Origin of the sequence: Enterobacter sp. N18-03635, from assembly GCF_004006055.1 — a bacterium.
Taxonomy (GTDB): domain Bacteria; phylum Pseudomonadota; class Gammaproteobacteria; order Enterobacterales; family Enterobacteriaceae; genus Enterobacter; species Enterobacter vonholyi.
This window is the reverse complement of the sequence record NZ_CP034769.1, coordinates 3,931,530-3,954,209: the sequence shown is the minus strand read 5'-3', so window position 1 is coordinate 3,954,209 and position 22,680 is coordinate 3,931,530. Positions and strand designations below refer to the sequence as shown.

The 22,680-nt window shown below is 54.7% G+C and carries 26 protein-coding genes and 1 tRNA gene; 15 read left to right on the top strand and 12 right to left on the bottom strand.

Features of this window, described 5'->3' with window-relative positions; genetic code table 11:
• Positions 1–5: 5 nt before the first annotated feature.
• Positions 6–893 carry a 3-hydroxy-5-phosphonooxypentane-2,4-dione thiolase gene (gene lsrF / locus ELK40_RS19660; RefSeq protein ID WP_115876312.1) on the top strand — a complete coding sequence of 296 codons (888 nt, stop codon included), beginning with the start codon at positions 6–8 and terminating at the stop codon, positions 891–893.
• Entirely contained in the window at positions 890–1,183 is a 294-nt protein-coding gene (lsrG, locus tag ELK40_RS19655) for a (4S)-4-hydroxy-5-phosphonooxypentane-2,3-dione isomerase (protein ID WP_008503162.1), read from the top strand. Before lsrF ends, lsrG begins: the two co-directional genes overlap by 4 nt.
• A gap of 54 nt (positions 1,184–1,237) precedes the next feature.
• On the opposite strand, the gene ELK40_RS19650 is transcribed toward lsrG, so the two are convergent.
• Positions 1,238–2,086, bottom strand: a complete 849-nt coding sequence (locus ELK40_RS19650; protein ID WP_127732369.1) for a dihydrodipicolinate synthase family protein — start codon at positions 2,084–2,086, stop codon at positions 1,238–1,240.
• A 12-nt stretch (positions 2,087–2,098) separates the two neighbouring features.
• Entirely contained in the window at positions 2,099–2,785 is a 687-nt protein-coding gene (locus ELK40_RS19645) for a B3/4 domain-containing protein (RefSeq protein ID WP_115876310.1), read from the bottom strand.
• Between the two features lie 42 nt (positions 2,786–2,827).
• Here ELK40_RS19645 and ELK40_RS19640 point away from each other — a divergent pair, with 42 nt between their 5' ends.
• Complete coding sequence (locus ELK40_RS19640; RefSeq protein WP_115876309.1) at positions 2,828–3,430, top strand: helix-turn-helix domain-containing protein; 603 nt, start codon at positions 2,828–2,830, stop codon at positions 3,428–3,430.
• Between the two features lie 39 nt (positions 3,431–3,469).
• Here the strand turns inward: ELK40_RS19640 and ygjG are convergent, their stop codons facing one another.
• Positions 3,470–4,849 carry a putrescine aminotransferase gene (ygjG, locus tag ELK40_RS19635; RefSeq protein ID WP_168708009.1) on the bottom strand — a complete coding sequence of 460 codons (1,380 nt, stop codon included), beginning with the start codon at positions 4,847–4,849 and terminating at the stop codon, positions 3,470–3,472.
• A gap of 436 nt (positions 4,850–5,285) precedes the next feature.
• Here ygjG and ELK40_RS19630 point away from each other — a divergent pair, with 436 nt between their 5' ends.
• Positions 5,286–6,806, top strand: coding sequence for a PAS domain-containing methyl-accepting chemotaxis protein (locus ELK40_RS19630; protein ID WP_115876308.1), 1,521 nt, complete (start codon positions 5,286–5,288; stop codon positions 6,804–6,806).
• 336 nt (positions 6,807–7,142) lie between these two features.
• The gene (locus ELK40_RS19625) at positions 7,143–8,702 is read left to right on the top strand and encodes a methyl-accepting chemotaxis protein (protein ID WP_127732367.1); all 1,560 of its coding nucleotides are present in this window, start codon (positions 7,143–7,145) and stop codon (positions 8,700–8,702) included.
• Here ELK40_RS19625 and ELK40_RS19620 read toward each other — a convergent pair.
• Positions 8,699–9,193 (bottom strand): PadR family transcriptional regulator, encoded by a 495-nt coding sequence (locus ELK40_RS19620; RefSeq protein ID WP_127732365.1) that lies wholly within the window; start codon positions 9,191–9,193, stop codon positions 8,699–8,701. The genes ELK40_RS19625 and ELK40_RS19620 overlap by 4 nt on opposite strands.
• A gap of 147 nt (positions 9,194–9,340) precedes the next feature.
• On the opposite strand from ELK40_RS19620, the gene ELK40_RS19615 reads away from it, so the two are divergent.
• Complete coding sequence (locus ELK40_RS19615; RefSeq protein WP_127732363.1) at positions 9,341–10,105, top strand: siderophore-interacting protein; 765 nt, start codon at positions 9,341–9,343, stop codon at positions 10,103–10,105.
• Here the strand turns inward: ELK40_RS19615 and ELK40_RS19610 are convergent, their stop codons facing one another.
• Positions 10,106–11,275 carry a DNA repair protein gene (locus ELK40_RS19610; protein ID WP_111964916.1) on the bottom strand — a complete coding sequence of 390 codons (1,170 nt, stop codon included), beginning with the start codon at positions 11,273–11,275 and terminating at the stop codon, positions 10,106–10,108.
• A gap of 388 nt (positions 11,276–11,663) precedes the next feature.
• A complete protein-coding gene (locus tag ELK40_RS19605; protein ID WP_127732361.1) occupies positions 11,664–12,155 on the bottom strand; it encodes an Hcp family type VI secretion system effector in 492 nt (163 codons plus the stop codon).
• 208 nt (positions 12,156–12,363) lie between these two features.
• Here ELK40_RS19605 and ELK40_RS19600 point away from each other — a divergent pair, with 208 nt between their 5' ends.
• From ELK40_RS19600 to ELK40_RS22940, 6 genes are all read left to right on the top strand, one after another.
• Entirely contained in the window at positions 12,364–12,756 is a 393-nt protein-coding gene (locus ELK40_RS19600) for a polymorphic toxin type 44 domain-containing protein (protein WP_127732359.1), read from the top strand.
• Entirely contained in the window at positions 12,734–13,207 is a 474-nt protein-coding gene (locus ELK40_RS19595; protein ID WP_127732357.1) for a hypothetical protein, read from the top strand. The genes ELK40_RS19600 and ELK40_RS19595 overlap by 23 nt, the downstream gene beginning before the upstream one ends.
• Before the next feature lie 87 nt (positions 13,208–13,294).
• Complete coding sequence (locus tag ELK40_RS22950) at positions 13,295–13,582, top strand: hypothetical protein (RefSeq protein WP_244599394.1); 288 nt, start codon at positions 13,295–13,297, stop codon at positions 13,580–13,582.
• Between the two features lie 20 nt (positions 13,583–13,602).
• On the top strand, positions 13,603–14,067 hold the full coding sequence (locus ELK40_RS22945) for an S-type pyocin domain-containing protein (RefSeq protein WP_244599417.1): 465 nt from the start codon (positions 13,603–13,605) through the stop codon (positions 14,065–14,067).
• On the top strand, positions 14,009–14,338 hold the full coding sequence (locus tag ELK40_RS19585; RefSeq protein ID WP_348523113.1) for a hypothetical protein: 330 nt from the start codon (positions 14,009–14,011) through the stop codon (positions 14,336–14,338). The genes ELK40_RS22945 and ELK40_RS19585 overlap by 59 nt, the downstream gene beginning before the upstream one ends.
• 38 nt (positions 14,339–14,376) lie before the next feature.
• On the top strand, positions 14,377–14,742 hold the full coding sequence (locus ELK40_RS22940; RefSeq protein WP_127732355.1) for a hypothetical protein: 366 nt from the start codon (positions 14,377–14,379) through the stop codon (positions 14,740–14,742).
• Between the two features lie 12 nt (positions 14,743–14,754).
• Here the strand turns inward: ELK40_RS22940 and ELK40_RS19575 are convergent, their stop codons facing one another.
• Positions 14,755–14,937 (bottom strand): hypothetical protein, encoded by a 183-nt coding sequence (locus ELK40_RS19575; RefSeq protein WP_127732353.1) that lies wholly within the window; start codon positions 14,935–14,937, stop codon positions 14,755–14,757.
• Between the two features lie 292 nt (positions 14,938–15,229).
• Here ELK40_RS19575 and ELK40_RS19570 point away from each other — a divergent pair, with 292 nt between their 5' ends.
• Positions 15,230–15,709, top strand: coding sequence for a hypothetical protein (locus ELK40_RS19570; protein ID WP_127732351.1), 480 nt, complete (start codon positions 15,230–15,232; stop codon positions 15,707–15,709).
• A 153-nt stretch (positions 15,710–15,862) separates the two neighbouring features.
• Here the strand turns inward: ELK40_RS19570 and ELK40_RS19565 are convergent.
• Positions 15,863–15,938, bottom strand: a tRNA-Ile gene (locus ELK40_RS19565).
• A 124-nt stretch (positions 15,939–16,062) separates the two neighbouring features.
• Between ELK40_RS19565 and mug the strand changes: the two genes are divergently transcribed.
• The gene (gene mug, locus ELK40_RS19560; RefSeq protein ID WP_127732349.1) at positions 16,063–16,569 is read left to right on the top strand and encodes a G/U mismatch-specific DNA glycosylase; all 507 of its coding nucleotides are present in this window, start codon (positions 16,063–16,065) and stop codon (positions 16,567–16,569) included.
• A 103-nt stretch (positions 16,570–16,672) separates the two neighbouring features.
• On the opposite strand, the gene rpoD is transcribed toward mug, so the two are convergent.
• The 3 genes from rpoD to rpsU all read right to left on the bottom strand — a co-directional run bounded on the left by rpoD (position 16,673) and on the right by rpsU (position 20,762).
• Positions 16,673–18,520, bottom strand: coding sequence for an RNA polymerase sigma factor RpoD (gene rpoD / locus ELK40_RS19555; protein ID WP_023309228.1), 1,848 nt, complete (start codon positions 18,518–18,520; stop codon positions 16,673–16,675).
• Positions 18,521–18,685: 165 nt separating this feature from the next.
• Positions 18,686–20,431 (bottom strand): DNA primase, encoded by a 1,746-nt coding sequence (gene dnaG, locus ELK40_RS19550; RefSeq protein ID WP_003862574.1) that lies wholly within the window; start codon positions 20,429–20,431, stop codon positions 18,686–18,688.
• Between the two features lie 115 nt (positions 20,432–20,546).
• On the bottom strand, positions 20,547–20,762 hold the full coding sequence (gene rpsU / locus ELK40_RS19545; RefSeq protein ID WP_001144069.1) for a 30S ribosomal protein S21: 216 nt from the start codon (positions 20,760–20,762) through the stop codon (positions 20,547–20,549).
• A gap of 236 nt (positions 20,763–20,998) precedes the next feature.
• Between rpsU and tsaD the strand changes: the two genes are divergently transcribed.
• Positions 20,999–22,012 carry a tRNA (adenosine(37)-N6)-threonylcarbamoyltransferase complex transferase subunit TsaD gene (gene tsaD / locus ELK40_RS19540; RefSeq protein WP_024906472.1) on the top strand — a complete coding sequence of 338 codons (1,014 nt, stop codon included), beginning with the start codon at positions 20,999–21,001 and terminating at the stop codon, positions 22,010–22,012.
• A 44-nt stretch (positions 22,013–22,056) separates the two neighbouring features.
• Here tsaD and ureG read toward each other — a convergent pair whose 3' ends face one another.
• Positions 22,057–22,674 carry an urease accessory protein UreG gene (gene ureG, locus ELK40_RS19535; protein WP_127732347.1) on the bottom strand — a complete coding sequence of 206 codons (618 nt, stop codon included), beginning with the start codon at positions 22,672–22,674 and terminating at the stop codon, positions 22,057–22,059.
• Between the last annotated feature and the right edge of the window lie 6 nt (positions 22,675–22,680).

The following is a 22,680-nucleotide window of genomic DNA, read 5'->3' as shown; positions in this document are numbered from 1 at the left end:
AGCAAATGGCTGATTTAGACGACATCAAAGACGGTAAGGATTTTGGCATCGGCACGCCGCAGCAAAATGTGCCGTTCACCCTGAAGGGCTGCGGCTCGCTGGACTGGGGCATGCAGTCGCGGCTGGCGCGCATCTTTAACCCAAACAGCAACCGCACGGTGATGCTGGCCTTTGACCACGGCTACTTTCAGGGGCCGACTACCGGCCTTGAGCGTATCGACCTCTCTATCGCGCCGCTGTTTGGTGAAACCGACGTGCTGATGTGTACCCGCGGCATCCTCAGGAGCCAGGTGCCCGCCGCGACGAACAAACCGGTGGTGCTGCGCGCCTCCGGCGGTAACTCGATTCTGGGCGAACTTTCCAACGAGTGCGTGGCGGTGGCGATGGAAGACGCGTTGCGCCTGAACGTCTGCGCGGTGGCGGCGCAGGTCTATATCGGAAGCCCGTTTGAGCATCAGTCGATTAATAACATCATCAAGCTGGTGGACGCTGGCGCGCGCTACGGCATGCCGACGCTGGCGGTGACGGGCGTCGGCAAAGAGATGGCGCGCGACGCTCGGTATTTCTCGCTGGCAAGCCGCATCGCCGCCGAAATGGGGGCGCAGTTCGTTAAAACCTACTACGTGGATGAGGGTTTTGAAAAAGTGACCGCCAGCTGCCCGGTGCCGATCGTTATCGCAGGGGGCAAAAAGCTGCCGGAGCACGAGGCGCTGGAGATGTGCTGGCGCGCGATAGACCAGGGCGCGTCCGGCGTGGACATGGGGCGCAACATCTTCCAGTCCAGCGCGCCGCTCGCCATGCTGAAGGCGGTGAAAAAAGTGGTTCACGAGAGCTGGAATGCCCGCGATGCGTTCCAGTTCTGGCAGGAAGAGAAACAGGGAGAAGCAAAATGAACGTAACGCTGGTAGAGATCAACATTAAGCCCGAGCGGGTAGACGAGTTTCTGGAAGTGTTTCGCGCCAACCACGAGGGCGCAATCCAGGAGCCGGGGAACCTGCGTTTTGACGTATTGCAGGACCCGAGGGTAAAAACCCGGTTCTTTATCTACGAAGCCTATAAAGACGAAGAGGCGGTGCTGGCGCATAAGCAAACCCCGCACTACCTGGCGTGCGTGGATAAACTTGAGGAGCTGATGTCGGAGCCGCGTAAAAAGCGCAGCTTTGTTGGGCTGTTGCCGGAGTAACAGGCGTTATAAAAGTGTTGTAGGCCGGGTAAGCGCAGCGCCACCCGGCATTTTTCAAACCAGCTCCAGATGGGCAAGTAATCTCGCGAGCGCTTCACGTGGCTCACCCTGAACCGTCTGCAACGGGAACGGCAACGCGGGTGCAGCCACTTTTCCCATCATCTCTGCCGCCGCCGCGATAACCCGTAAGCTGCCGTAGTGACGGAACAATTCCCACAGTGGCTCTAATCGCTCGGATTGGGCAGTCTCTTTCGAACGGGCAATCGCCAGCGCTGTTTGCGGGAACAATCCGCCGAGCACCGAGTACCAGACGTCAAACCCGGCCTGCAGGGCAGAGGCCGCTCGCCAGTCGCCGGCGATGCCCAGCGTGACTGTCTCAGGAAGACGGGCGCGTACCTGCGACAGGTCTTCCGGCACGCGACCAAGCTTAATGGATCCCACATTCGGCAGGGCCGCTACGGAAAATAACAATTCATCGTTAAACGCAAACCCGGTGGTGGCCGGATTATCGTAAATGCACAACGGTATGGAGAGCTGGCGGGTCACCGTTTCATAGAGATTAAACACTTCGTCTTCCGTTAATCGCTGGTAGGACACGGGGGCCATCAGCACGCCGGAGACACCTGCCGCCTGCGCGTCGTCAGCCAGACGCAGTATATCGTCCAGCCGGTGTGCGCCAATGCTGACGATGACCGGAATATCATCAGCATGCGCCACCGCGCAGCGTGCGATCCGACCGCGCTCTTCTACGGTCAGATAGGCATAGCTTCCCGTTGAGCCGAGAATGCCCAGAGAATCCACGCCAGCGTCGACCACGGGGCGCAGAAGATTGATGAAGGATTGCTCGTCAAACGTCCCCTCTTTCAGGGGCGTTAACGGAAAAGCGCTTAACCCGTAAAACATCGTGTTGTCCTCTTACAGCGTCAGCATCTGAACCTGAGCCGTGGCCCCCGGCATCAGCCGCTGCAGGTTGTTGACCAGCTCATCTCCCGCCTCTTCCAGCGCCGCAAGCGGCATCGACGGCAGGCTTTCAAGAATAAACCACATGGATTGCGCCTGGCTATCAAGGCGCGTCCGTATCCCCTGGCGCCAGTTCCAGCGGCGGCAGGTGACGCCAGTATCGTCGCGCCAGATAACCTCGCCCGGTTCCGGATGTTCCACCACCGGCTGTCCCTCTTTGAAGGTATCAAATGGCTCGCTGCCGTCGGCAAGCGTCAGACGCGGCGTGCCCGAATAAGCCGCGAGATTTTCTCCGCCGACCGGAATGGCGTAGCGAATACTCACCGCGTTATAGATATCCACCACCGGATCCAGCGGCGGCAGCGAGCCATCTTTCAGGACCCGCTTACGCAGGGCGGATGCCGAGCAGGGCGTGCGTTTCGGTTTCGCGCCGAAGGCTTTAAACACTTCATCCCAGCCTGAAAGGTGTGCATCAGCCCAGGGCACATCATCATTAAGCATCTGCTGGCAGGCCTGCGCCAGCGCGGCAGCCGCCACCTCCGGATGGGTAATTGGCGCAGCTTCAACCAGAATGCTCAGCGCCCGAAAGCCTGGGGCAATCCCGGCAAGACGTGAGTCTATTGACGGCGTAACGAGAGACATAAATAATCCTGTATTGACTGTTTTATACCATGGTAGTGACCAATGACTGATAAAGTCAATATAATGACTGCGCACGGGGCCGATGTTGCCCAGGTAAGCCTGGCCGTCGCGAACCGCATACGCAACTGGCGCAAAGAGAAAAAGCTATCTCTGGACGAGCTGTCCCGCCGCGCAAGCGTCAGCAAAGGCATGCTGGTAGAGATCGAAAAGGGCGCAGCCAACCCCAGTATCGCCATCTTGTGCAAACTGGCTGCCGCGCTCGGTATCTCAGTGGCGGATATCGTTAACGTCTCCAGCGAGCCGCTGGTGCATGTTATCGAAGAAGAGACTATTCCGGTGCTGTGGCAGGGCGAACAGGGTGGACGCGCCAGACTGCTGGCGGGAACGGCAGGCCCGGATATGATTGAGTTATGGCAATGGGAGATGCAGCCGGGGGAGCGTTTTACCTCTCCGGGGCACCCGGCGGGAACCTTTGAGCTGTTGCACGTGAACGAAGGCGTTTTAACGCTGACGGTGGATGAGACGGTAACCCAGGTTAACGCTGGCGCATCGGCTGTGGCGAAAACGGAAGCGGCGCACGGCTACGCCAATGAGGGCGATACCGTGCTTCGCTTCACCATGACGGTGGCGGAATTTCACCGCTAAAAAACCGGGCCTACAAACGCCTGTAGGCCCGGTGATTTTTTACGCCTCTTCCACGCTCACCCGCAGCGCTGCCAGCGCTTTACGCGCCGCTTTCAGCACCTGCTCGCACTGCTCAATCGTCAGCGTAAGCGGCGGTTCAATGCGGATGGTTTTCGAGTTGTTGAGCGTTCCGGCCACCAGCACCCGCTGGCGGAACATCTCGCTCGCAAAGCTGTAGCCGATTTCGTTGTCGACAAACTCAATTGCCATCAGCATCCCTTTACCACGCGCATCCTGCACCAGATCCGGATACTCCCGGCCTAGCTGACGGAAGCCGTCCAGCAGCATGTCGCCTTTCTGCTCCGCCTGCGCGGGCAGGTTTTGCTCCAGCAGCACGTTGATGGTCGCCAGCGCCGCTGCGCAGGCCAGCGGGTTACCGCCAAAGGTGGTTGTATGCAGGAACGGGTTGTCGAACAGCACCGAGAACACCTCTTCAGTAGCAACCGTCGCGCCAATCGGCATCACGCCGCCGCCAAGCGCCTTCGCCAGACACAGTATGTCCGGCTGCACGTTCTCGTGCTCGCAGGCAAACATTTTGCCGGTGCGCCCCATCCCGGTCTGGACTTCGTCGAGGATCAGCAGCGCGCCAAACTCATCGCACAGCTGACGCACGGCAGGCAGATAGCCCTGCGGAGGGAGGATCACGCCGCCTTCACCCTGAATCGGCTCCAGGATCACCGCCGCCACGTCATCGCCGGTTTTACGGCATTCACTCAGCACGGTGCGCATGGCGTTAATGTCGCCGAACGGCACGTGGCGGAAGCCCGGCAGCAGCGGCATAAACGGTTTGCGGAAGGTGGATTTGGCGGTAGCGGACAGTGCGCCCAGGGATTTACCGTGGAACGCGCCGCTGGTGGCGATAAAGGTGAATTTCCCGCGCGGCGACTGGTACGCTTTGGCGAGCTTTATCGCCGCTTCGACCGATTCCGTGCCGCTGTTGCTAAAGAAGCTGTATTTCAGTTTGCCGGGCGTTAAGGCCGCCAGCGTTTTCGCGAGCATGGCGCGAAGCGGGTCGAGCAGTTCCTGGCTATGGAGAGGTTGTTTCGCAAGTTGATTCTGTACGGCGGAAACCACAACTGGATTACGGTGCCCCACGTTGAAGATACCAAAACCACCAAGGCAATCGATAAACTCCTGTCCCTGGGTGTCGACAAGCGTGTTAAGACTCCCCGCTTGCCACTCTACGGCTCCGTAATCCCCGCCGGCGGTAACAGATTTGCGATACTCCAGAAACCCTGGATTGACGTGCTCTTTAAAGTAATCGATGACCTCTCGGTTAAGTTGTTTCATCTCCTCATGATCGAGCGTTCGCTTCTCAATGAGATTCAATGCGTGCGCGGTACAGGCAAGAGCCGAGGCGCTGGAAGGTAACCTGTTCAAAATGTGCTCCCGGGGATCGCGTATCACATGATACTGGTTTAAGTATTGCAGGGATTACGCCACTTCAGATGCCTTAATGAAAATCGGGATAAACGCCAGGTTAAAATAATGTTGCACAATATTTAATCATGCCGAAGCAACCGAAACGGGATTTAGCGGTACAGGACAGATAAGGATAAATGGGGGCGAAAAAGCGCAACTGCACTAAAGAAGTGCATTCGCTGCAACTTAAGTGGGCGTTAACTGGTCATACTTTATAGGTAATTTCTTTGTGAAAGTATTTGAAATCAATGAATTATAAATTCGTACAAAAAGTATGGTTTAAGTGAAATCTGCGATCTTCATCAAGTTTAACAACTAAAGATAAATTGTTTACCGCCGAAAAAACATTGACCCACAAAATTAACATTCAAATAACCTGCAAGGGATGCCCACGATGTCCTCTCCAACCTATGTCACCCAGAATGAATATCCTCTGGACGATGACACCACCTTAATGTCTACCACAGACGTCCACAGCTACATCACTCACGCCAACGACACTTTTGTGCAGGTGAGCGGCTACCAGCTTGATGAGCTGACGGGCCAGCCGCACAACCTGGTACGCCACCCCGACATGCCAAAAGCCGCATTTGCCGATATGTGGTACACGCTGCAGCAGGGCGAACCGTGGAGTGGGATTGTCAAAAACCGGCGCAAAAACGGCGATCACTACTGGGTGCGTGCTAACGCAGTGCCGATGGTGCGCCACGGGCAGGTCACGGGCTATATGTCCATTCGCACCAAAGCCACGGCGGAAGAAATTGCCACCGTGGAACCGCTCTACCGGGCGCTCAACGACGGGAGCTGTAAGAAACGTGTGTACAAGGGGCTGGTGGTTGGAAAAGGCTGTCTGGGCAAACTGCCGGCCATGCCGCTGCGCTGGCGCGTGCGCAGCGTGATGGCGGTGCTCTTTGCCCTACTCGCCTCCACCCTGGCGGTGACCTCCGCCGGGTGGGTGCCGCTCGTTGCTGCTGCGGTGGTGATGCTGCTGGGGACGCTGCTCTTTGAGCAACAGATTGTCCGCCCGGTAGAGAATGTAGCGCGACAGGCGCTGAAGGTCGCAACCGGTGAGCGCAACAGCGTGCAGCATCTGAACCGCAGTGACGAGCTGGGGCTGACGTTGCGCGCGGTAGGGCAGCTTGGCCTGATGTGCCGCTGGTTGATTAATGACGTGTCGAGCCAGGTGGTTAGCGTCCGTGACGGCAGCGACAGGCTGGCGCAGGGAAATGAAGATCTGAACGATCGAACGCGTCAGACCGTAGCGAACGTGCAGCAGACCGTCGCGACAATGAATCAGATGGCCGCATCCGTTCAGAGTAACTCCGAAACCGCCGCCGAGGTGGACAAACTCTCCGTGGCCGCGAGCAGCGCGGCGACAAAAGGAGGCAATGCGATGCAGACCGTCGTTAAAACGATGGATGATATTGCCGACAGCACGCAGCGAATTGGCTCAATTACCTCCCTGATTAACGACATCGCTTTCCAGACCAATATTCTGGCGCTGAACGCGGCGGTTGAAGCGGCTAGGGCAGGCGAGCAGGGCAAAGGTTTTGCCGTGGTCGCGGGCGAAGTCCGCCATCTCGCCAGCCGCAGCGCCAGTGCCGCGAATGATATTCGTAAACTCATTGATGCCAGCGCCAGCAAGGTGCAGTCCGGCTCTGAGCAGGTGCATGCCGCAGGCCGTACGATGGATGATATTGTTGTGCAGGTGAAAAACGTGACGCAGCTTATCGCCCAGATCAGCCACGCGACCTCCGAGCAGGCAACCGGACTCTCTGAGCTGACCCGCGCGGTGGCTGAACTCGACAGCATTACGCAGAAAAACGCCGACCTGGTCGAGGAGAGCGCACACATTTCTGCCATGGTGAAGCACCGCGCCGGACGTCTCAAGGATGCGGTGACAGTGCTTCATTGAGCCAGTAATGTTCCAAAAAAGCCGTTTATTTCGTAAGGAATAAACGGCTTTTTATTTTCTGCGTGTGACTATTAATGTATTTTATTGTTAATATAATATTAAATAACTAAAGAAAGTATCTTAGTTATTTATCCCTGCCTAAGTCAATTATCCAGAAGGCTATTTTGAAAAATGCCTCTCTGGTGGTCTGGTAACGATCAATGGGGCAATATTAATAGCCTCTACCTATCCATTGTGTGGGTTATGAAATAAAAAAACGATCAAACTCATAAAGTTAGCGAAATCGTTACCGATAACAGCGATCGTCTGAGAAATAATCACATCGATGGAGAAAATATGTTCTTACATGACGTAAAGATCGGCACGAAATTATTTCTGGCGTTTGGGTTCTTTATTGTCCTGATGGCGATCAGCGCGAGCCTGTCTCTGCTGAGTCTGAACCGGGCTAATAACGGGATGCAATCCATTATTACCAGTGATTATCCGACCACGGTAAAAGCGAACCAGTTAATTGATAACTTCCAGGAATTTATTAGCACTCAACAGCTGATGCTGCTGGACGAGCAGGGCACCTACACTGGGCAATCTCAGCAGCGCCTGAAAGAGATCAGCGAGCATATCACGGTGATCCTGGGAGAGCTGAACACCGCGTTGCAGGATCAAAAGTCTCAGCAGGTGCTGGCGGAGATCCGCAGCGTGCGCCAGCAGTATCTGGACTCGCGCTACCGCATTTTGCAGGCGGTGCAGAACAACAATCGTGCGGGCGCTATTCAGGAGATGATGACCACCACCCTCGCCGTGCAGCAGGCTTATAAAGCGAAGGTGAAGGAGCTGATTACCATTCAAAACAGCGAGATGCAGAGCGCTGGCGCGCAGGTGGAAGGGGATTTCCGGTCTAACCGCCTGCTGTTGATCCTGCTCACGCTCTTTAGCGTCGGGGCAGGCAGCCTGATCGGCTGGTTTATCGTGCGCGCTATTACTCGTCCGCTCGGCGAGGCGGTGCATTTTGCAAAAGCCATTTCAGAGGGCGATCTCACGGGCAGCATCACGCCACACGGTAAAGACGAAACGGGTCTGCTGCTGCACGCGCTGATGGAGATGAAAACGCGACTGCTGGACATTGTGCAGCAGGTGCAAACCGGCTCGGAGAATATCTCCAGCGCAGCCGCGCAGATTGTCGCCGGGAACCAGGATCTGGCCGCGCGCACGGAAGAGCAGGCCAGCTCCGTTGAACAGACCGCCGCCTCGATGGAGCAGATCACCGCGACGGTGAAAAATACCGCCTCGCATACCGGGGAAGCGACCAACCTCTCGGCTGATGCCGCCACGGTGGTCAAAAACAACGGTGAGATGATGAAGCAGGTGACCAGCAAAATGCGCCTGATTAACGAGACGTCCAACCGGATGTCCGACATTATCGACCTGATCGACGCCATTGCTTTCCAGACCAACATTCTGGCGCTAAATGCCGCTGTGGAAGCGGCGCGCGCCGGCGAGCACGGTCGCGGTTTTGCGGTGGTGGCCGGTGAAGTGCGTCAGCTTGCCCAGAAGAGCGCGTCGTCTGCCAGCGAAATCCGCGAGCTGATTGAGAGCTCTACCAGCCAGACCCAGGACGGGATGAACCTGGTTGAAAAAGCGAGTGGGCTGATTAACGGCATGGTCGGCAACGTGGAGGAGATGGATACGATCCTGCGTGAGATCCGCCAGGCCAGCCACGAGCAGACGGAAGGTATCTCGCAGATTAACAGCGCGATTGGCCTGATTGATGCCACCACCCAGCAGAACTCCGCGCTGGTGGAGGAGTCCGTCGCGGCAGCAGCATCGCTTAACGAACAGGCGATGCACCTGAAAGAGCTGGTACGCGTCTTCCGCGTGAGTGAGCACGCACCGGCTTAATCCAGCTGGGAGATCTCCAGCGCCGCGCGGTCGATTACGCCGATAATCTGCTTGAGCTGCGCGTCGCTGAGCTCTCCCTGATTCACCTTCAGGTCTAACACCGCTTTGAAGTTATCCAGCGCCCGCTTCATCTGCGGGTTTTTGCGTAGCTGAAAACCGACAGAACGCGCTTTGATACGCACCTGGATCTGTTCCAGCTGTTCCCGGTTTTCGTCCAGCCAGCGTTGTCCTTCAGCGGTAATCGCAATCTTCTTGCGACCGTTCTCTTCTTCCGTAATGGTGATAAACGTCTGATCCTGAAGATAATCCAGGGTTGGATAGATGACCCCTGGGCTCGGGGTGTAATTCCCTTGGGTCAGGTTCTCGATCTCTTTGATCAGCTCGTAGCCGTGGCTCGCGCTACGGGTCAGGATATCCAGAATCACCAGCCGCAGATCGCCGTGGCCGAAAAAGCGCGCCCGCCGCCCGCCGCCCTCATGTTCGTGTCGCATAGTATGCCCTTCATTTTGATATATCTAAACTATATCTAAGATATATTCAGATGCAATCTAAAAGATCTTGCATTTTTACTTATTAGTAATCATTATCATTTGAAAATTGATTTAGATATATCGTATTCACCAGAGAAGGGGCTAAAAATGGCAACTACCCGTTACCCACAGCGCGTTCGTAATGACCTGCGTTTTCGCGAGCTGACGGTGCTCCGCGTTGAGCGCGCCAGCTCGGGTTTCCAGCGCATTGTTTTAGGCGGCGAGGCGCTGGAGGGCTTTAGCTCCCGCGGTTTCGACGACCATACCAAAGTCTTTTTCCCGGCACCCGGGGCGACGTTCGTGCCGCCGGTGGTTACCGAAGAAGGCATCGACTGGGGCGACGGCGTGCGTCCGCAGGCGCGCGACTATACGCCGCTCTACGACAAGGCAAATCATGAGCTGGTTCTCGATTTCTTCATTCATGACGGCGGTATTGCCAGCAGCTGGGCGATTGAGGCGAAAGCGGGAGACAAGCTGACCATCGGCGGCCCGCGCGGCTCGCTGGTGGTGCCGGAGGATTACGCCTGGCAGCTGTACGTGTGCGATGAGTCCGGTATGCCCGCGCTGCGTCGACGCCTAGAGAGCATTGCGCAACTGCCGGTTCGCCCGGACGTTCACGCGGTCGTGACGGTTGGGGATGAATCCTATAAGGACTATCTGGCGCACCTGAGCGAGTTCAACATCACCTGGGTGGTGGGCCACAGCGAGCAGGCAGTCGCAGATCATCTGGCTGCGCTGACCGTTCCGGGGGACGATTACTTTATCTGGCTGACCGGGGAAGGGAAGGTGGTGAAAAGCCTGAGCCGTCAGTTTGAAACCGACGCGATTGATCCACAGCTGGTGCGTGCCAGCGCATACTGGCACGCCAAATAATCAGGCTGCTGAATCCAGCTGCGCTTCGCTCACCTGATGTTCGAGCGAGGCGCGGACCTCGTGCAGCGCTTTCTCCTGCTGAGCGAAGTACGCTTCCATATTGCTCAGCGACGAGACCAGAAGCCAGGACTCCTCTTTCTCCAGCTCCGCCAGCTCATTCACTAAAATGTCGATCTGCTCGCGGACCTGCGCCATTTTTTTGCGGATACGTTCCAGATCGTTCAGCCTGTCGCTTGCCATCAATGGCTCGAAGCCCTGCTGCAGGCGGGCCACCAGCGAACGAATGGCTTTCACATCCCCGCGCTGCTTCGCCTGGTTAAGCTGCACCATCATGTTGTTGGCTTCTTCTTTCAGATCGTCCGCCACCAGATCCGGGTGGCAGAGCTTGCTCGCCTGCCGCCAGAGACGCTTGAGTTCGTTCTGATCTTCTTCCGAAAGATGCTTTCCTTTACGCAGCCGCACTTCGGCATCGTGATGCTGTTCGCGATACTTCTCGTACTCTTCGTTGGCCTCGTCGCGAGCCTGACGCGCAGGCTCTTCTTCACGCGTTAAGCCGCTCTCCAGCTCCAGCGCTTCGGCCAGCAGGTTGGCGATGAGATTACTTTGCTGCTCCAGATGTTTACGCGCCTCGGCTGCCTGCACGGAGTCAGCCGGGAGATCGCGCCAGCGCTGGGTAAGCGTCGCCAGTACTTCTACCGCCTGCGCCATATAGCGCTGGCAGCGACGATAATCTTCCTCGCGACGACGCGCTTCCGCCTGCTGACGACGCAGGTTAAGCTCGGCCAGCGTTTTACGCAGGGCGAGGATCTGCTGCATCAACGGCCCGAGGCGGGAGAAATAGAGATCGTTGAATTCATCAAGCTGCTGCACACGGGCGTTGCGGCGGTCAATCAGATCGCGCAGGCGCTCTTCCAGCGCCTTCAGCTCGAGCTTGCTGGCCGCCACCTGCGGATCGCGCCACTGGGTCACGGCGCGCTGGCCCTGCAGCCAGGCGGTAATGGCCGCCATAGCCTCGGTGTAGTTTTTTCCCTCAAGCGCCACGACGATTGCCTGTAGCTCATCGTCAAACGCTTCATTTTTCAGGCGTGTCAGCTGGCTCTGGATGATGTCGTCATCTTCCAGCTCAATGGCATTTTTAATGATTTCTAGCCGTTTGATCGGTGTGCTCATGATGCCTTTCGCTTTGGCGCTTAAGTATTTGAGTTAAGGTTAGTTGTTGTAAAAGCTACAGGAAATAATACACACGGATGATGATCGGCGCGATGGGGGATTTCTTTAGTTTTGCAGTTTGTGAGGGTGAGCGGCAGGCCGGGCTACGTGTGATTGATTCCGTATGTGCTTGCATAGGGTGCAGCAAAAAATCAGAGGCGGTAACAGCCAGAGAATGCTTAACAGCATTAAGCATGATTAAAATAGCCCAAACGTGTAAGAAGTGCGGAGAGCCGGCACCGGGTGATCGCGCGAGGTATTGCCATCGAGGGAGGCTACGTGCTGGCAGACCCAAGGTGCGAAAGAATTGGCACTAAAAACAATATAGGGCGGATTAACCGCCCTTTTTTTACGCTGTTACACGCTCGTTCCACGCGTCTGAATATTGGACGTTCCCATCGCAATATTTCCAGGTGATCCGCTCATAGCGCAGCTGTACGCCCTCATTATGATTATGCATCTGTAAACCTGGCTCTTTGCAGTTATGCATAACTGGGTTAATGCTGGCTATCCGGACGTTTTCCAACAGCATGTTGAAATACTCTACCTCTTGCCCCGCATCGTTGATTTTATACCACTTAATTTCCGCGCTTTTCAGCGTCTGCCCGGTAGCTACGGCCTTATAAAGATATGGGCTGGAGCTATCAAACTCCTTTTCTATTACGAGCGGCGCATGTACGCGTGTACCGGTGATTTTGCCCGTGTTGTTATCGGTAGGAACTAACAGGCCGTGACTAAAAGAAAGCACCTCAATGCTTCCCTCGCGGTTTTGAACATCCACAGATCCATAAATCGGATTGCCGCCATCGTCTTTAAGCCACAGGTAAGCAGGAATAGCCATTTTTAAAACTCCATTTTATGTAAAGAGAATAAACCCTCATTAACGGCTAAAAACCGATCGCAGGTGATACAAATTGTGTTATAGATTCGTGTTATTTAATCGGGTTACTTATTGATGTTGCAAATAAAATTAATAGATTGATCTCAAACAGTATCGCACCGTGCTGTTGCTCTTATGTTGCTGGTTTGCCAGGCAAAAGGGAATAACGATGGCATGTATACCGATTTACCCGCCCCGCGGGCTGGAGATATTGCGCGAACACATCAGGCTTGCGCGGGCGCGTCACGGCGTTCAGGGCATGGCCACCCCGCTTACGTATACGTGGTTTTATGAGCGAGTAAGGAACGGCGGGACGTGGGATTACAAACAACAAAAACGGGCTTACGCTGACTTCGGAAATTTTCATTACGGCGCTGTGGGTTTTGCAGCGTGCATCCCTGAAAAGATTTTGCTTATTGCCGCTGGCGCGGCGCAGTGGAAGGCCGGCACATCAAGGCCGGAATGGGGCAATTTTACGGGGGCCCCGCCGTTTGGTGATGATCCGATGGACCAATTTTGGATAAAGCAAGGCATAGACTATGTTAAGCAGCACCACTATTAAGGCGTTTAAGGCGTTGCATTGGGTGGCTACATTCACTATGGCTATCGTGATTGCGGGATACTGTTATTTTCAGCATATCCAGCGTTTAACGGTGAGTGACAAACTTTATGAGGTTCGCCAACTCACGCCCCGTACGTGGTTATATATAACTGAATATGACGGCTCGAACATGACCACAGGGGAAGTATATCGTTATTTTTTAGCAAGCAAGATTGACGGCGATCCGCTGGCGGCTCTCGAAAAACAACATATCGCCCCAACGCTTACAGCGAACACCGCCCGTGCGAAAGTTGACGGCATAGGCAACAATATCTCATTTACTGTTTATGGCACCGTGTACAGCTTTACAACGTCCGCATTTTTTTATGATGCTGAGGGAATAGCGGCCGCGCCGTCAATCGACTTAACGGCCCGTGGCGAGGGCTGGGACAAGGGGAAATTTATTCGATAATAGATATTTTATTTAAAAACAGAGGATATCCCCGTACCGAAAAAGCGCAGCGCCCTTTATCGCTGGTTGAACGGCAACCATGAAGAAATGGATTATCAGGCCGCCGTCGCTGCTGCAGCTGCACGCGCACAGGCTGCCACAGCAGGCGCAAGCCTGCTGGAGCTGATAAGCGGCAGGGCGCTGACCTACGGTACCTGGGCGGTGCGTGGCGTTGCCGAGCAGGGTGAGATAGCCACCGCCGGAGCGGGTGCTCCCGTGTCCGGGCTGCTGGCGGGAATGATGCCTGGCAGGCTGAATGACGGTGAACAGGATTTTATTGACCGTATGCGCCTGGCGCAGATGCGTGAAGCCTCGAGCCGGGTGCGCTATACGTGAGAGAGTGACAGCAGGGGAACCTGGTCCCGCATGGCTGGCACACACCACCTGGCCGGGATAATGTACGCGTCAGAAAAATGGAGTACGACAGCAGCGCGCAGGCGTACACCTTCACCACGGAGGAAGATCAGCACATAACCATAATCTTGACGCCTGACCGAGCGGGCGAGAAACAGCCTTGGAATACCGGCAACCAGGCGCGGCCCGTGCTGCCAAAACCTGTGATTGTTGGCCCGCTGCCGGATAATACCGGAATAACGGCGACCACCAGCCCGGCACCGGAAAAAAAGAGCTTCGCGGATTACATTCTGATCCTGCCGTTCCCAGACCTGCCGCCGATTTATATCTACCTGAGCAAACCGCCGGTGGAGTTTCTGGAGGTCAAGTTATGCAGTGACTTTAAACGCCGTTCGCGGCAGGGGGTTTATGAGGCGGATCACATGCCGTCTGCCGCTGCTGTTAAAGCATATTTACGCAGGGAATAAAGACCTGATTGAGAAAATTGGGCTGATATGTAAAAGCGTGGCGGCTGTTCAACAGCAGATTATTGCCCCGATAGTGTGGATTGGCTCTGGCACCATCAACGTGGCACAGCTGATGCTGGACACGCTGGACGTGGTAAAAGAGCTGGCAGAGCAAACGGCAAGCCACACGCACAGCAATACAGGAGCACCGACCAACGCGGGAGCCATCCGGAACACCGGAACGAAAGCTGACACGCTGAACGGCAAATACTCCCCGGTGTTTGGCAAGTAAACCAGTTCAGAACATAACCCGCGAAAGCGGGTTTTTTTATGCCCTTCATCCCCCGGCGGGGATATCTCATTTCTTACCTCACAAGCGGCTATCGCTACGCGCTGCCAGCGGCGCTGTGCCGCGTTCAGCCTTTTAAGGCGCTCAGATCTACCCTTAAAACAGATCGTGTGTACAGCAGGGCGCTGGCGCGTCACAGCATGGCAAAAAAAATCTTCCGCAGACCAAAATCGCACTACAACCGCACCCGCCTGCGGTATTTGGATCATAAAAATTATTCAGTTTTATTTTTCTACAAACCAGACCGACAGGCCGCGCCAGTGCTGGCGGTTTTACGGAATACCGGAACTGAAAAGATTGAAAAGAATTTCAGTTTTTTCAGTTTTAGGGATCTGCGGAGGATCTAACGAAAAGCGTAATCAACAGATAAATAAGGAGATTTTTTTATTTTGTGTGAGGTGAAAAGACCAAGTGGCGCAATAGGCGGCAGACAAAGAAAAACCAGCAAAGCCGTGGCTGGTGCGGGTTTGAATCGAGATCAGCATTTTAAAAAGGCTGAAAAAATTTTCAGTATTGTTTGAACCAAATTGTGTGTAATTCATTGAGCAATGCCCGATGGTAATCAAGATTCAATGCTAATTTTCATTACACGATAGTAAGCCACATCTTTATGAAATCGTATCCAGATTACAACCAGATTGAGAATATACTATTTCTAATTAGTGCCTTCGCGTTGTAAATTAATACAATCTTTGGGGGGTTGGGTTACGGTAAATGCAAATTATTAAAAAATGGTGGGCAGTACTTGCTGTAGTGGGATCTTCTTTGTTCATGGTGGCAACCATGGACTCCAAACAACTCATTGATAATTAACATCTTGCTGAAAAATGGGTTATGTCTAGTCCGACACTTGAAGGCTCATGGTCCTCCTCTTATTCAGGAGATGATTTTGAAGGCTTGTCTGAAAATAAGTGGATTGAATCGCCAGAGCAAACAGTTGTTGAAGTTTCTATAAACGGACGTGATGTTTCCGGAATCATATCAACGCCTCAGATTAGAGAGTTCATCGATAATACCCCTCAAATGGTAGATTATTTTATGCTTGAAGGCCATCGAACAATGTTCAGCCACTCCTTTGAAGCAATAGCCTTTGAATACATTGGCGGCCACAAATATATTTTTGCGGAATTAAGTTTTACCCTGGAAGATGGGCTGCTTTTGATGACTGATCAAATTCCCGGAAAGAGTAAATTTGTGCCCCCAGAAACTACACTCCTAAAGCGGTCAGAAACATCATTTGACGAGCGCTTGCAACTTCATCTTGACGACTATGTAGAAGAAAAGGCGAAAAAGCTCATTCCGATGATTAAATAGCTTCAGCAGGAAAAGCAGAGGAATAGTGATAGAGGCGCTGATAAATGAGCTTCTAGTAGCAACTACTGCGACACTTTTGCGACACTCAAACACTTATAAACAAAAAGGCCACTCGCGAGAGTGGCCTAAGTGTATGTATTTACTTCTAAAATTTGGTGGCCCCTGCTGGACTTGAACCAGCGACCAAGCGATTATGAGTCGCCTGCTCTAACCACTGAGCTAAGGGGCCGTGGCGGTGAATTATAAAGTAACTCCCCGCAGCAATCCAGCCATTCGCACCTGCCTGCTGTTTTTATAAACAACGCATAATCAATCCTTTATACTTCCATAACGATGTATCAGCGGGAGTAAAGATGATCAACGATATTCTGGCCCCTGGCCTGCGGGTGGTGTTCTGCGGAATTAACCCGGGCAAGTCCTCGGCGCAAACCGGTTTTCACTTCGCCCATCCGGGGAATCGCTTCTGGAAGGTGATTTACCAGGCCGGGTTTACCGACAGGTTACTCAAGCCCGAAGAGGAACAGCACCTGCTGGATACGCGCTGCGGAATTACCATGCTGGTCGAACGTCCGACTGTACAGGCAAGTGAGGTCAACCTCCATGAGCTGCGAAGCGGCGGGCGTGAGCTGGTGAAGAAAATAGAAGACTATCAGCCGGCCGCGCTGGCGATCCTCGGTAAGCAGGCCTACGAGCAGGCTTTCAGCCAGCGCGGGGCTAAGTGGGGTAAGCAGAGCATCATGATTGGCGTTACGCAGGTGTGGGTGTTGCCGAACCCGAGCGGGCTCAACAGGGCGACGCTGGATAAGCTGGTGGAGGCCTACAGGGAGCTTGATGAGGCGCTGATGGTGCGGGGGCTTTAATCCCCTGCTGCCTGATGCTCTCACCCCTGACTTTCTTCCACAGGGAGAGGGAATAAACAAAAAAAAAGCTCCCCGAAGGGAGCTTTTTCACGGTCAGGACGGATTAGTCGTCCAGGAAGCTACGCAGCACTTCAGAGCGGCTTGGATGACGCAGCTTACGCAGCGCCTTCGCTTCGATCTGACGGATACGTTCGCGGGTAACGTCGAACTGTTTACCCACTTCTTCCAGCGTGTGGTCGGTGTTCATATCGATACCGAAACGCATACGCAGGACCTTCGCTTCACGAGCGGTCAGGCCAGCCAGAACGTCGTGTGTCGCAGCACGCAGGCTCTCGGTGGTGGCAGAGTCCAGCGGCAGCTCGAGGGTGGTATCCTCGATGAAATCACCCAGATGTGAATCTTCATCATCACCGATTGGTGTTTCCATGGAGATTGGCTCTTTGGCGATCTTCAGCACTTTACGGATCTTGTCTTCCGGCATCAGCATGCGCTCGGCCAGCTCTTCCGGCGTCGGCTCGCGGCCCATCTCCTGCAGCATCTGGCGGGAAATACGGTTGAGCTTGTTGATGGTCTCAATCATATGCACCGGAATACGGATGGTGCGCGCCTGATCCGCGATAGAGCGGGTGATCGCCTGACGGATCCACCAGGTTGCATAGGTGGAGAACTTGTAACCACGACGGTATTCAAACTTATCTACCGCTTTCATCAGACCGATGTTGCCTTCCTGAATCAGATCCAGGAACTGCAGGCCACGGTTGGTGTATTTCTTGGCGATAGAGATAACCAGACGCAAGTTCGCTTCAACCATCTCTTTCTTCGCACGGCGAGCTTTCGCTTCACCGATGGACATACGACGGTTGATGTCTTTTACCTGCTCGATGGTCAGGCCGGTCTCTTCTTCAATCTGATGCAGTTTCTGCAGGCCGCGATGCACATCGTCCTTCACGTCGTGCAGTTTTTCAGACCACGGCTTGTTCATCGCGATAGCCGCGTTGAACCAGGTTTCGCTGGTTTCGTTACCGGTGAAGAGGGTGATGAAGTTCTTCTTCGGCATTTTGCACTGCTCAACGCACAGCTTCATGATGATGCGTTCCTGGGTGCGTACGCGATCCATCATCACGCGCATGCTGTTTACCAGGTAGTCGAACTGTTTTGGCACCAGGCGGAACTGTTTGAATACTTCAGACAGCTTCAGGATCTCTTCCTGAGCGGCAGCGTGGCTGCGGCCTTTCGCTTTGATGGTGTCACGCGTCACTTCGTACTGGGTACGCAGCTCGGCAAACTTCTCACGCGCCAGCTCCGGGTCGATGCTGTTGTCATCGTCCGCGGTGTCGTCGTCGCTCTCTTCCTCATCTTCGTCTTCGTCATCATCCATCTCTTCCTGAGATAGTTCAGAACCGACGTGAGTGGCGGTAGGCGCCATATCTTCTTCAGCGTTCGGGTCGACAAAACCGGTGATCAGGTCAGACAGGCGCGCTTCTTCCGCTTCAACGCGATCGTACTGCTCCAGCAGATAGGTGATCGCTTCCGGGTACTCGGCGACAGAGCACTGAACCTGGTTGATCCCGTCTTCGATGCGTTTTGCGATGTCAATTTCGCCTTCGCGGGTCAACAGTTCAACGGTACCCATTTCGCGCATGTACATGCGGACCGGGTCAGTGGTACGCCCGATTTCAGATTCCACGCTGGACAGTACCTGTGCAGCAGCTTCTTCCGCATCTTCGTCAGTGTTGTTGGAGGTTTCAGCCAGCAACAGATCATCGGCATCCGGTGCTTCTTCCATCACCTGAATGCCCATGTCATTGATCATTTGGATGATGTCTTCGATTTGATCTGAATCGACGATATCTTCCGGCAGATGGTCATTGACCTCGGCATAGGTCAGATAGCCTTGCTCCTTACCACGTTGGACAAGAAGTTTCAGCTGTGACTGCGGGTTTTGCTCCATAAGACGGTATCCACACTTAATTCGTTTGATTGGTGTCGGCGATGGGGCTGCCAACCTTTAAAGCGAGGGCGTACTTATATTTTTGCCGCTGCCTCTCAGTGCGGCTGCCGGGGGCTTCCCGATCGATATTCGGCACTTAAGCCGTTAAATACTTTTGTCTTTGACTTATTTCTTCGCCAGTTCCTGGTTAATCATCCAGAGCTCCCGGCGTTCTTCGCTGCTCAAACCGTGTGTGCGCTCGCGAGCTATCAACTCTTCCTGGCGCAGCTCAAGCATCGAATCAAACATATGGTTGAGTGAGTCGGTGAACGTTTTTTCTGCAATGTCCTTATCTGCTATATCGTCCCACATCGACAATTTTTCAAGGGTAGCGGCCTCTTTTGTGCCGCGATAATGCTCTAAAAGTTGTCCGGTGGTCAGACCTGGCTGTGACAAACACGTGTTGACCAGTTCTGAAAATAAGCCAAGTCCGGGCAATTTTTCGTGGTTCAAACCCGCCAGCGACGGCACCTGCGGCGCAAGCTCGGGGTTTTGGACCAATAACCCTATCAGTATACGCATGGTTGTGCGTTTTAGCTGAGGCGCGGGGCGAACCGTGCCGTTTTCAGCCTGTTTAGGCATTAAACGTTCAAGCTGGCTGTCATCCAGAATGCCGAGCTTGTTGCCTAACTCCTGACGCAGGTAGATGCGCAGCGTTTCGCCGGGCACCTGACTGATTAACGGCAGCGCCAGCGTGCTGAGCTGCGCGCGCCCGTCAGGGGTACTCAAATCGACCTGCGGCATCAGGCTGTTAAACAAAAACGTGGAGAGCGGCTGAGCCTGCTCCATCCGCGCTTCAAACGCCGCTTTGCCCTCTTTACGCACCAGCGTATCCGGATCTTCACCGTCGGGCAGGAACATAAAGCGTAGCTGACGCCCGTCGGTCATATAGGGTAGCGCGGTTTCCAGCGCACGCCAGGCGGCGTCGCGTCCTGCACGGTCACCGTCGTAACAGCAGATGACGTTATTGGTCACCCTGAACAGCAGTTGAATATGATCGGCGGTGGTGGACGTACCTAACGACGCAACCGCGTAGTTAATGTCGTACTGCGCCAGCGCAACGACGTCCATATAGCCTTCGACGACCAGAAGACGCGGAGGTTCCGCGTTATCCTGCTGCGCCTCATAAAGACCGTAAAGCTGGCGGCCCTTATGGAAAATATCGGTTTCCGGGGAGTTAAGGTATTTCGGCAGGGCATCACCCAGCACGCGACCACCAAAACCAATTACCCGGCCTCGCTTGTCGCGGATCGGAAACATCACCCGTTCGCGGAAGCGGTCGTAGCTTCGTCCCTGGTCGTTGGTGACCAGCATACCTGCATCGATGAGAGATTTACGATCTTCGCTATTGCCGCCAAAACGCTTTAACACGTTGTCCCAGCCGGGCGGGGCGTAACCAATAGCGAAACGCGCAATGACATCGTCGCTCAGTCCGCGCTTGTTCAGATACTGACGCGCAGGCTCAGCCGCAGAGTGCTTAAGAGACTGTTGGTAAAACGAATTCAGGCCATCCATCAGTTGATACAGCGTTTGCCGTTGATGGCGCTCGATCTGACTTGGCCCACTGCCTGCTTCATACGGCACTTCAAGGTTATGCATCGCCGCCAGCTCTTCGACGGTTTCAACGAACTCGAGCTTGTCGTAGTTCATTAAAAAATCAACGGCATTACCGTGAGCACCACAGCCGAAGCAATGGTAAAACTGCTTTTCACCGTTTACGGTGAAGGAGGGGGTTTTTTCGTTATGGAACGGACAGCACGCATGGTAATTCTTGCCCTGTTTTTTCAGCTTTACCCGCGCGTCGATGAGATCGACGATGTCGGTTCTGGCAAGCAGGTCATTGATGAAAACGCGTGGGATTCTTCCGGCCATATGCCCCAAAAATTTAAGCGACTTATAAACGAAAACAAGCCGCGCATTCCTTCCGGAAGCACGGCCTTACGACTATTACTCTGTCTGTCAATTGAGGGCTGAGGCCCTCAACCAATTAGTACAGACGAGTACGGCGTGCGTTTTCGCGAGCCAGTTTCTTCGCGTGACGTTTCACAGCGGAAGCTTTAGCGCGCTTACGTTCGGTCGTTGGTTTTTCATAAAACTCACGACGACGAACTTCAGCCAGAACACCTGCTTTCTCGCATGAACGTTTGAAGCGACGCAGTGCTACGTCGAACGGCTCGTTTTCACGTACTTTAATTACCGGCATGTAACTCTCACCTTTAATAAATTCGGTTTGCCGCTGGCATCAACGCCAGCTTATTTCAAAATGGTGCGGAATTTTACTGCAAATGCTGCTGCTTTGTAAAGCACCGATGCGATTTTGAAAGGGACTTTAATAAGGGTGAGGAGTATACACGAGCCTTCTTCCTGGGGCGAACAAAGTTTTACATCAACCCGCCCAGGCTCTACACTGCGCGGTATTGAAACGAGGTAAAACAAGTCATGCGTGTACTGGGTATTGAAACATCCTGCGATGAAACCGGCATCGCCATTTACGACGACGAAAAAGGACTTCTGGCCAACCAGCTGTATAGTCAGGTGAAATTGCACGCTGACTACGGCGGCGTCGTCCCTGAACTGGCCTCTCGTGACCACGTGCGTAAAACGGTTCCCCTGATTCAGGCGGCGCTGAAAGAGGCCGGGTTGAGCTCAACCGATATTGATGCCGTGGCCTATACCGCAGGCCCGGGCCTGGTCGGTGCGCTGCTGGTTGGCGCAACCGTTGGTCGTTCGCTGGCCTTCGCGTGGGACGTGCCGGCCATCCCGGTTCACCATATGGAAGGGCATCTTCTGGCGCCGATGCTGGAAGAGAATCCGCCTGAATTCCCGTTTGTTGCGCTGCTGGTTTCCGGCGGCCATACGCAGCTGATTAGCGTAACGGGCATTGGCAAGTACGAGCTGCTGGGCGAGTCGATCGACGACGCCGCCGGTGAAGCGTTCGATAAAACCGCCAAGCTGCTGGGTCTGGATTACCCGGGCGGCCCGATGCTGTCAAAAATGGCGTCGCAGGGAACGGAAGGGCGCTTTGTTTTCCCGCGTCCGATGACCGACCGTCCGGGGCTGGACTTCAGCTTCTCCGGGCTGAAAACCTTTGCGGCCAACACGATCCGCAATAACGACGACAGCGAGCAAACCCGCGCCGATATCGCCCGCGCGTTCGAAGATGCGGTAGTGGACACGCTGATGATCAAGTGCAAGCGCGCGCTGGATCAGACCGGCTTTAAGCGTCTGGTGATGGCGGGCGGCGTGAGCGCTAACCGCACGCTTCGCGCGAAGCTCGCCGAGATGATGCAAAAGCGTCGCGGGGAAGTGTTCTATGCCCGTCCGGAATTCTGTACCGATAACGGGGCGATGATCGCCTACGCCGGGATGGTGCGCCTTAATGCGGGGGCAACGTCCGACCTGAGCGTGTCCGTGCGTCCGCGCTGGCCGCTGGCGGAACTGCCGGAGGCGTAATCCCTCACCCTAACCCTCTCCCACAGGGAGAGGGGATCGTTTGACTACACCCGCAACATCCCTTTCTCTTTCAGAAATGCAATAATCGTCGCAAGACCGTCACCCGCCTTCAGGTTGGTAAAGGTCCATGGACGCTCGCCGCGCATGCGGTTGGTATCGCGCTCCATCACCTCCAGCGAGGCACCCACGTACGGCGCGAGATCGGTTTTGTTGATGACCAGAAAATCGGATTTGGTGATCCCCGGCCCGCCCTTGCGCGGGATTTTTTCCCCTTCGGCCACGTCGATCACGTAAATGGTCAGATCCGCCAGCTCAGGGCTGAACGTCGCGCTGAGGTTGTCACCGCCGCTTTCAACGAAGATCAGGTCCAGATTGCCGAACTTCTCGCTCAACGCTTCCACCGCCGCCAGGTTCATCGAAGCATCTTCCCGGATAGCGGTATGCGGGCAGCCGCCCGTCTCCACGCCCACGATGCGCTCTGGCTCCAGCGCGCCCGCTTCGGTCAGGATGCGCTGATCCTCTTTGGTGTAGATATCGTTGGTGACCACCGCAAGATGATAGGTATCGCGCATCGCCTTGCAGAGCGCTTCCAGCAGCGCGGTTTTGCCCGACCCTACCGGGCCGCCCACGCCCACGCGCAGGGGATGTTTGTAATCAGCCATGTTGAC

What these genes read in the sequence shown, in the direction of transcription:
- ELK40_RS22940 (WP_127732355.1), top strand. Translation starts at nt 14,377, where the DNA reads ATGCCCTTCATCCCCCGGCGGGGATATCTCATTTCTTACCTCACAAGC.
- ureG (WP_127732347.1), bottom strand. Translation starts at nt 22,674, where the DNA reads ATGGCTGATTACAAACATCCCCTGCGCGTGGGCGTGGGCGGCCCGGTA.
- ELK40_RS19615 (WP_127732363.1), top strand. Translation starts at nt 9,341, where the DNA reads ATGGCAACTACCCGTTACCCACAGCGCGTTCGTAATGACCTGCGTTTT.
- ELK40_RS19605 (WP_127732361.1), bottom strand. Translation starts at nt 12,155, where the DNA reads ATGGCTATTCCTGCTTACCTGTGGCTTAAAGACGATGGCGGCAATCCG.
- rpoD (WP_023309228.1), bottom strand. Translation starts at nt 18,520, where the DNA reads ATGGAGCAAAACCCGCAGTCACAGCTGAAACTTCTTGTCCAACGTGGT.
- lsrG (WP_008503162.1), top strand. Translation starts at nt 890, where the DNA reads ATGAACGTAACGCTGGTAGAGATCAACATTAAGCCCGAGCGGGTAGAC.
- ELK40_RS19645 (WP_115876310.1), bottom strand. Translation starts at nt 2,785, where the DNA reads ATGTCTCTCGTTACGCCGTCAATAGACTCACGTCTTGCCGGGATTGCC.
- ELK40_RS22950 (WP_244599394.1), top strand. Translation starts at nt 13,295, where the DNA reads ATGGATTATCAGGCCGCCGTCGCTGCTGCAGCTGCACGCGCACAGGCT.
- ELK40_RS19620 (WP_127732365.1), bottom strand. Translation starts at nt 9,193, where the DNA reads ATGCGACACGAACATGAGGGCGGCGGGCGGCGGGCGCGCTTTTTCGGC.
- ELK40_RS19570 (WP_127732351.1), top strand. Translation starts at nt 15,230, where the DNA reads ATGTCTAGTCCGACACTTGAAGGCTCATGGTCCTCCTCTTATTCAGGA.
- mug (WP_127732349.1), top strand. Translation starts at nt 16,063, where the DNA reads ATGATCAACGATATTCTGGCCCCTGGCCTGCGGGTGGTGTTCTGCGGA.
- rpsU (WP_001144069.1), bottom strand. Translation starts at nt 20,762, where the DNA reads ATGCCGGTAATTAAAGTACGTGAAAACGAGCCGTTCGACGTAGCACTG.
- ELK40_RS19650 (WP_127732369.1), bottom strand. Translation starts at nt 2,086, where the DNA reads ATGTTTTACGGGTTAAGCGCTTTTCCGTTAACGCCCCTGAAAGAGGGG.
- ELK40_RS19585 (WP_348523113.1), top strand. Translation starts at nt 14,009, where the DNA reads ATGAGGCGGATCACATGCCGTCTGCCGCTGCTGTTAAAGCATATTTAC.
- tsaD (WP_024906472.1), top strand. Translation starts at nt 20,999, where the DNA reads ATGCGTGTACTGGGTATTGAAACATCCTGCGATGAAACCGGCATCGCC.
- ELK40_RS19600 (WP_127732359.1), top strand. Translation starts at nt 12,364, where the DNA reads ATGGCATGTATACCGATTTACCCGCCCCGCGGGCTGGAGATATTGCGC.
- ELK40_RS19595 (WP_127732357.1), top strand. Translation starts at nt 12,734, where the DNA reads ATGTTAAGCAGCACCACTATTAAGGCGTTTAAGGCGTTGCATTGGGTG.
- ELK40_RS19640 (WP_115876309.1), top strand. Translation starts at nt 2,828, where the DNA reads ATGACTGATAAAGTCAATATAATGACTGCGCACGGGGCCGATGTTGCC.
- ELK40_RS19575 (WP_127732353.1), bottom strand. Translation starts at nt 14,937, where the DNA reads ATGAATTACACACAATTTGGTTCAAACAATACTGAAAATTTTTTCAGC.
- ELK40_RS19625 (WP_127732367.1), top strand. Translation starts at nt 7,143, where the DNA reads ATGTTCTTACATGACGTAAAGATCGGCACGAAATTATTTCTGGCGTTT.
- dnaG (WP_003862574.1), bottom strand. Translation starts at nt 20,431, where the DNA reads ATGGCCGGAAGAATCCCACGCGTTTTCATCAATGACCTGCTTGCCAGA.
- lsrF (WP_115876312.1), top strand. Translation starts at nt 6, where the DNA reads ATGGCTGATTTAGACGACATCAAAGACGGTAAGGATTTTGGCATCGGC.
- ELK40_RS19610 (WP_111964916.1), bottom strand. Translation starts at nt 11,275, where the DNA reads ATGAGCACACCGATCAAACGGCTAGAAATCATTAAAAATGCCATTGAG.
- ELK40_RS19630 (WP_115876308.1), top strand. Translation starts at nt 5,286, where the DNA reads ATGTCCTCTCCAACCTATGTCACCCAGAATGAATATCCTCTGGACGAT.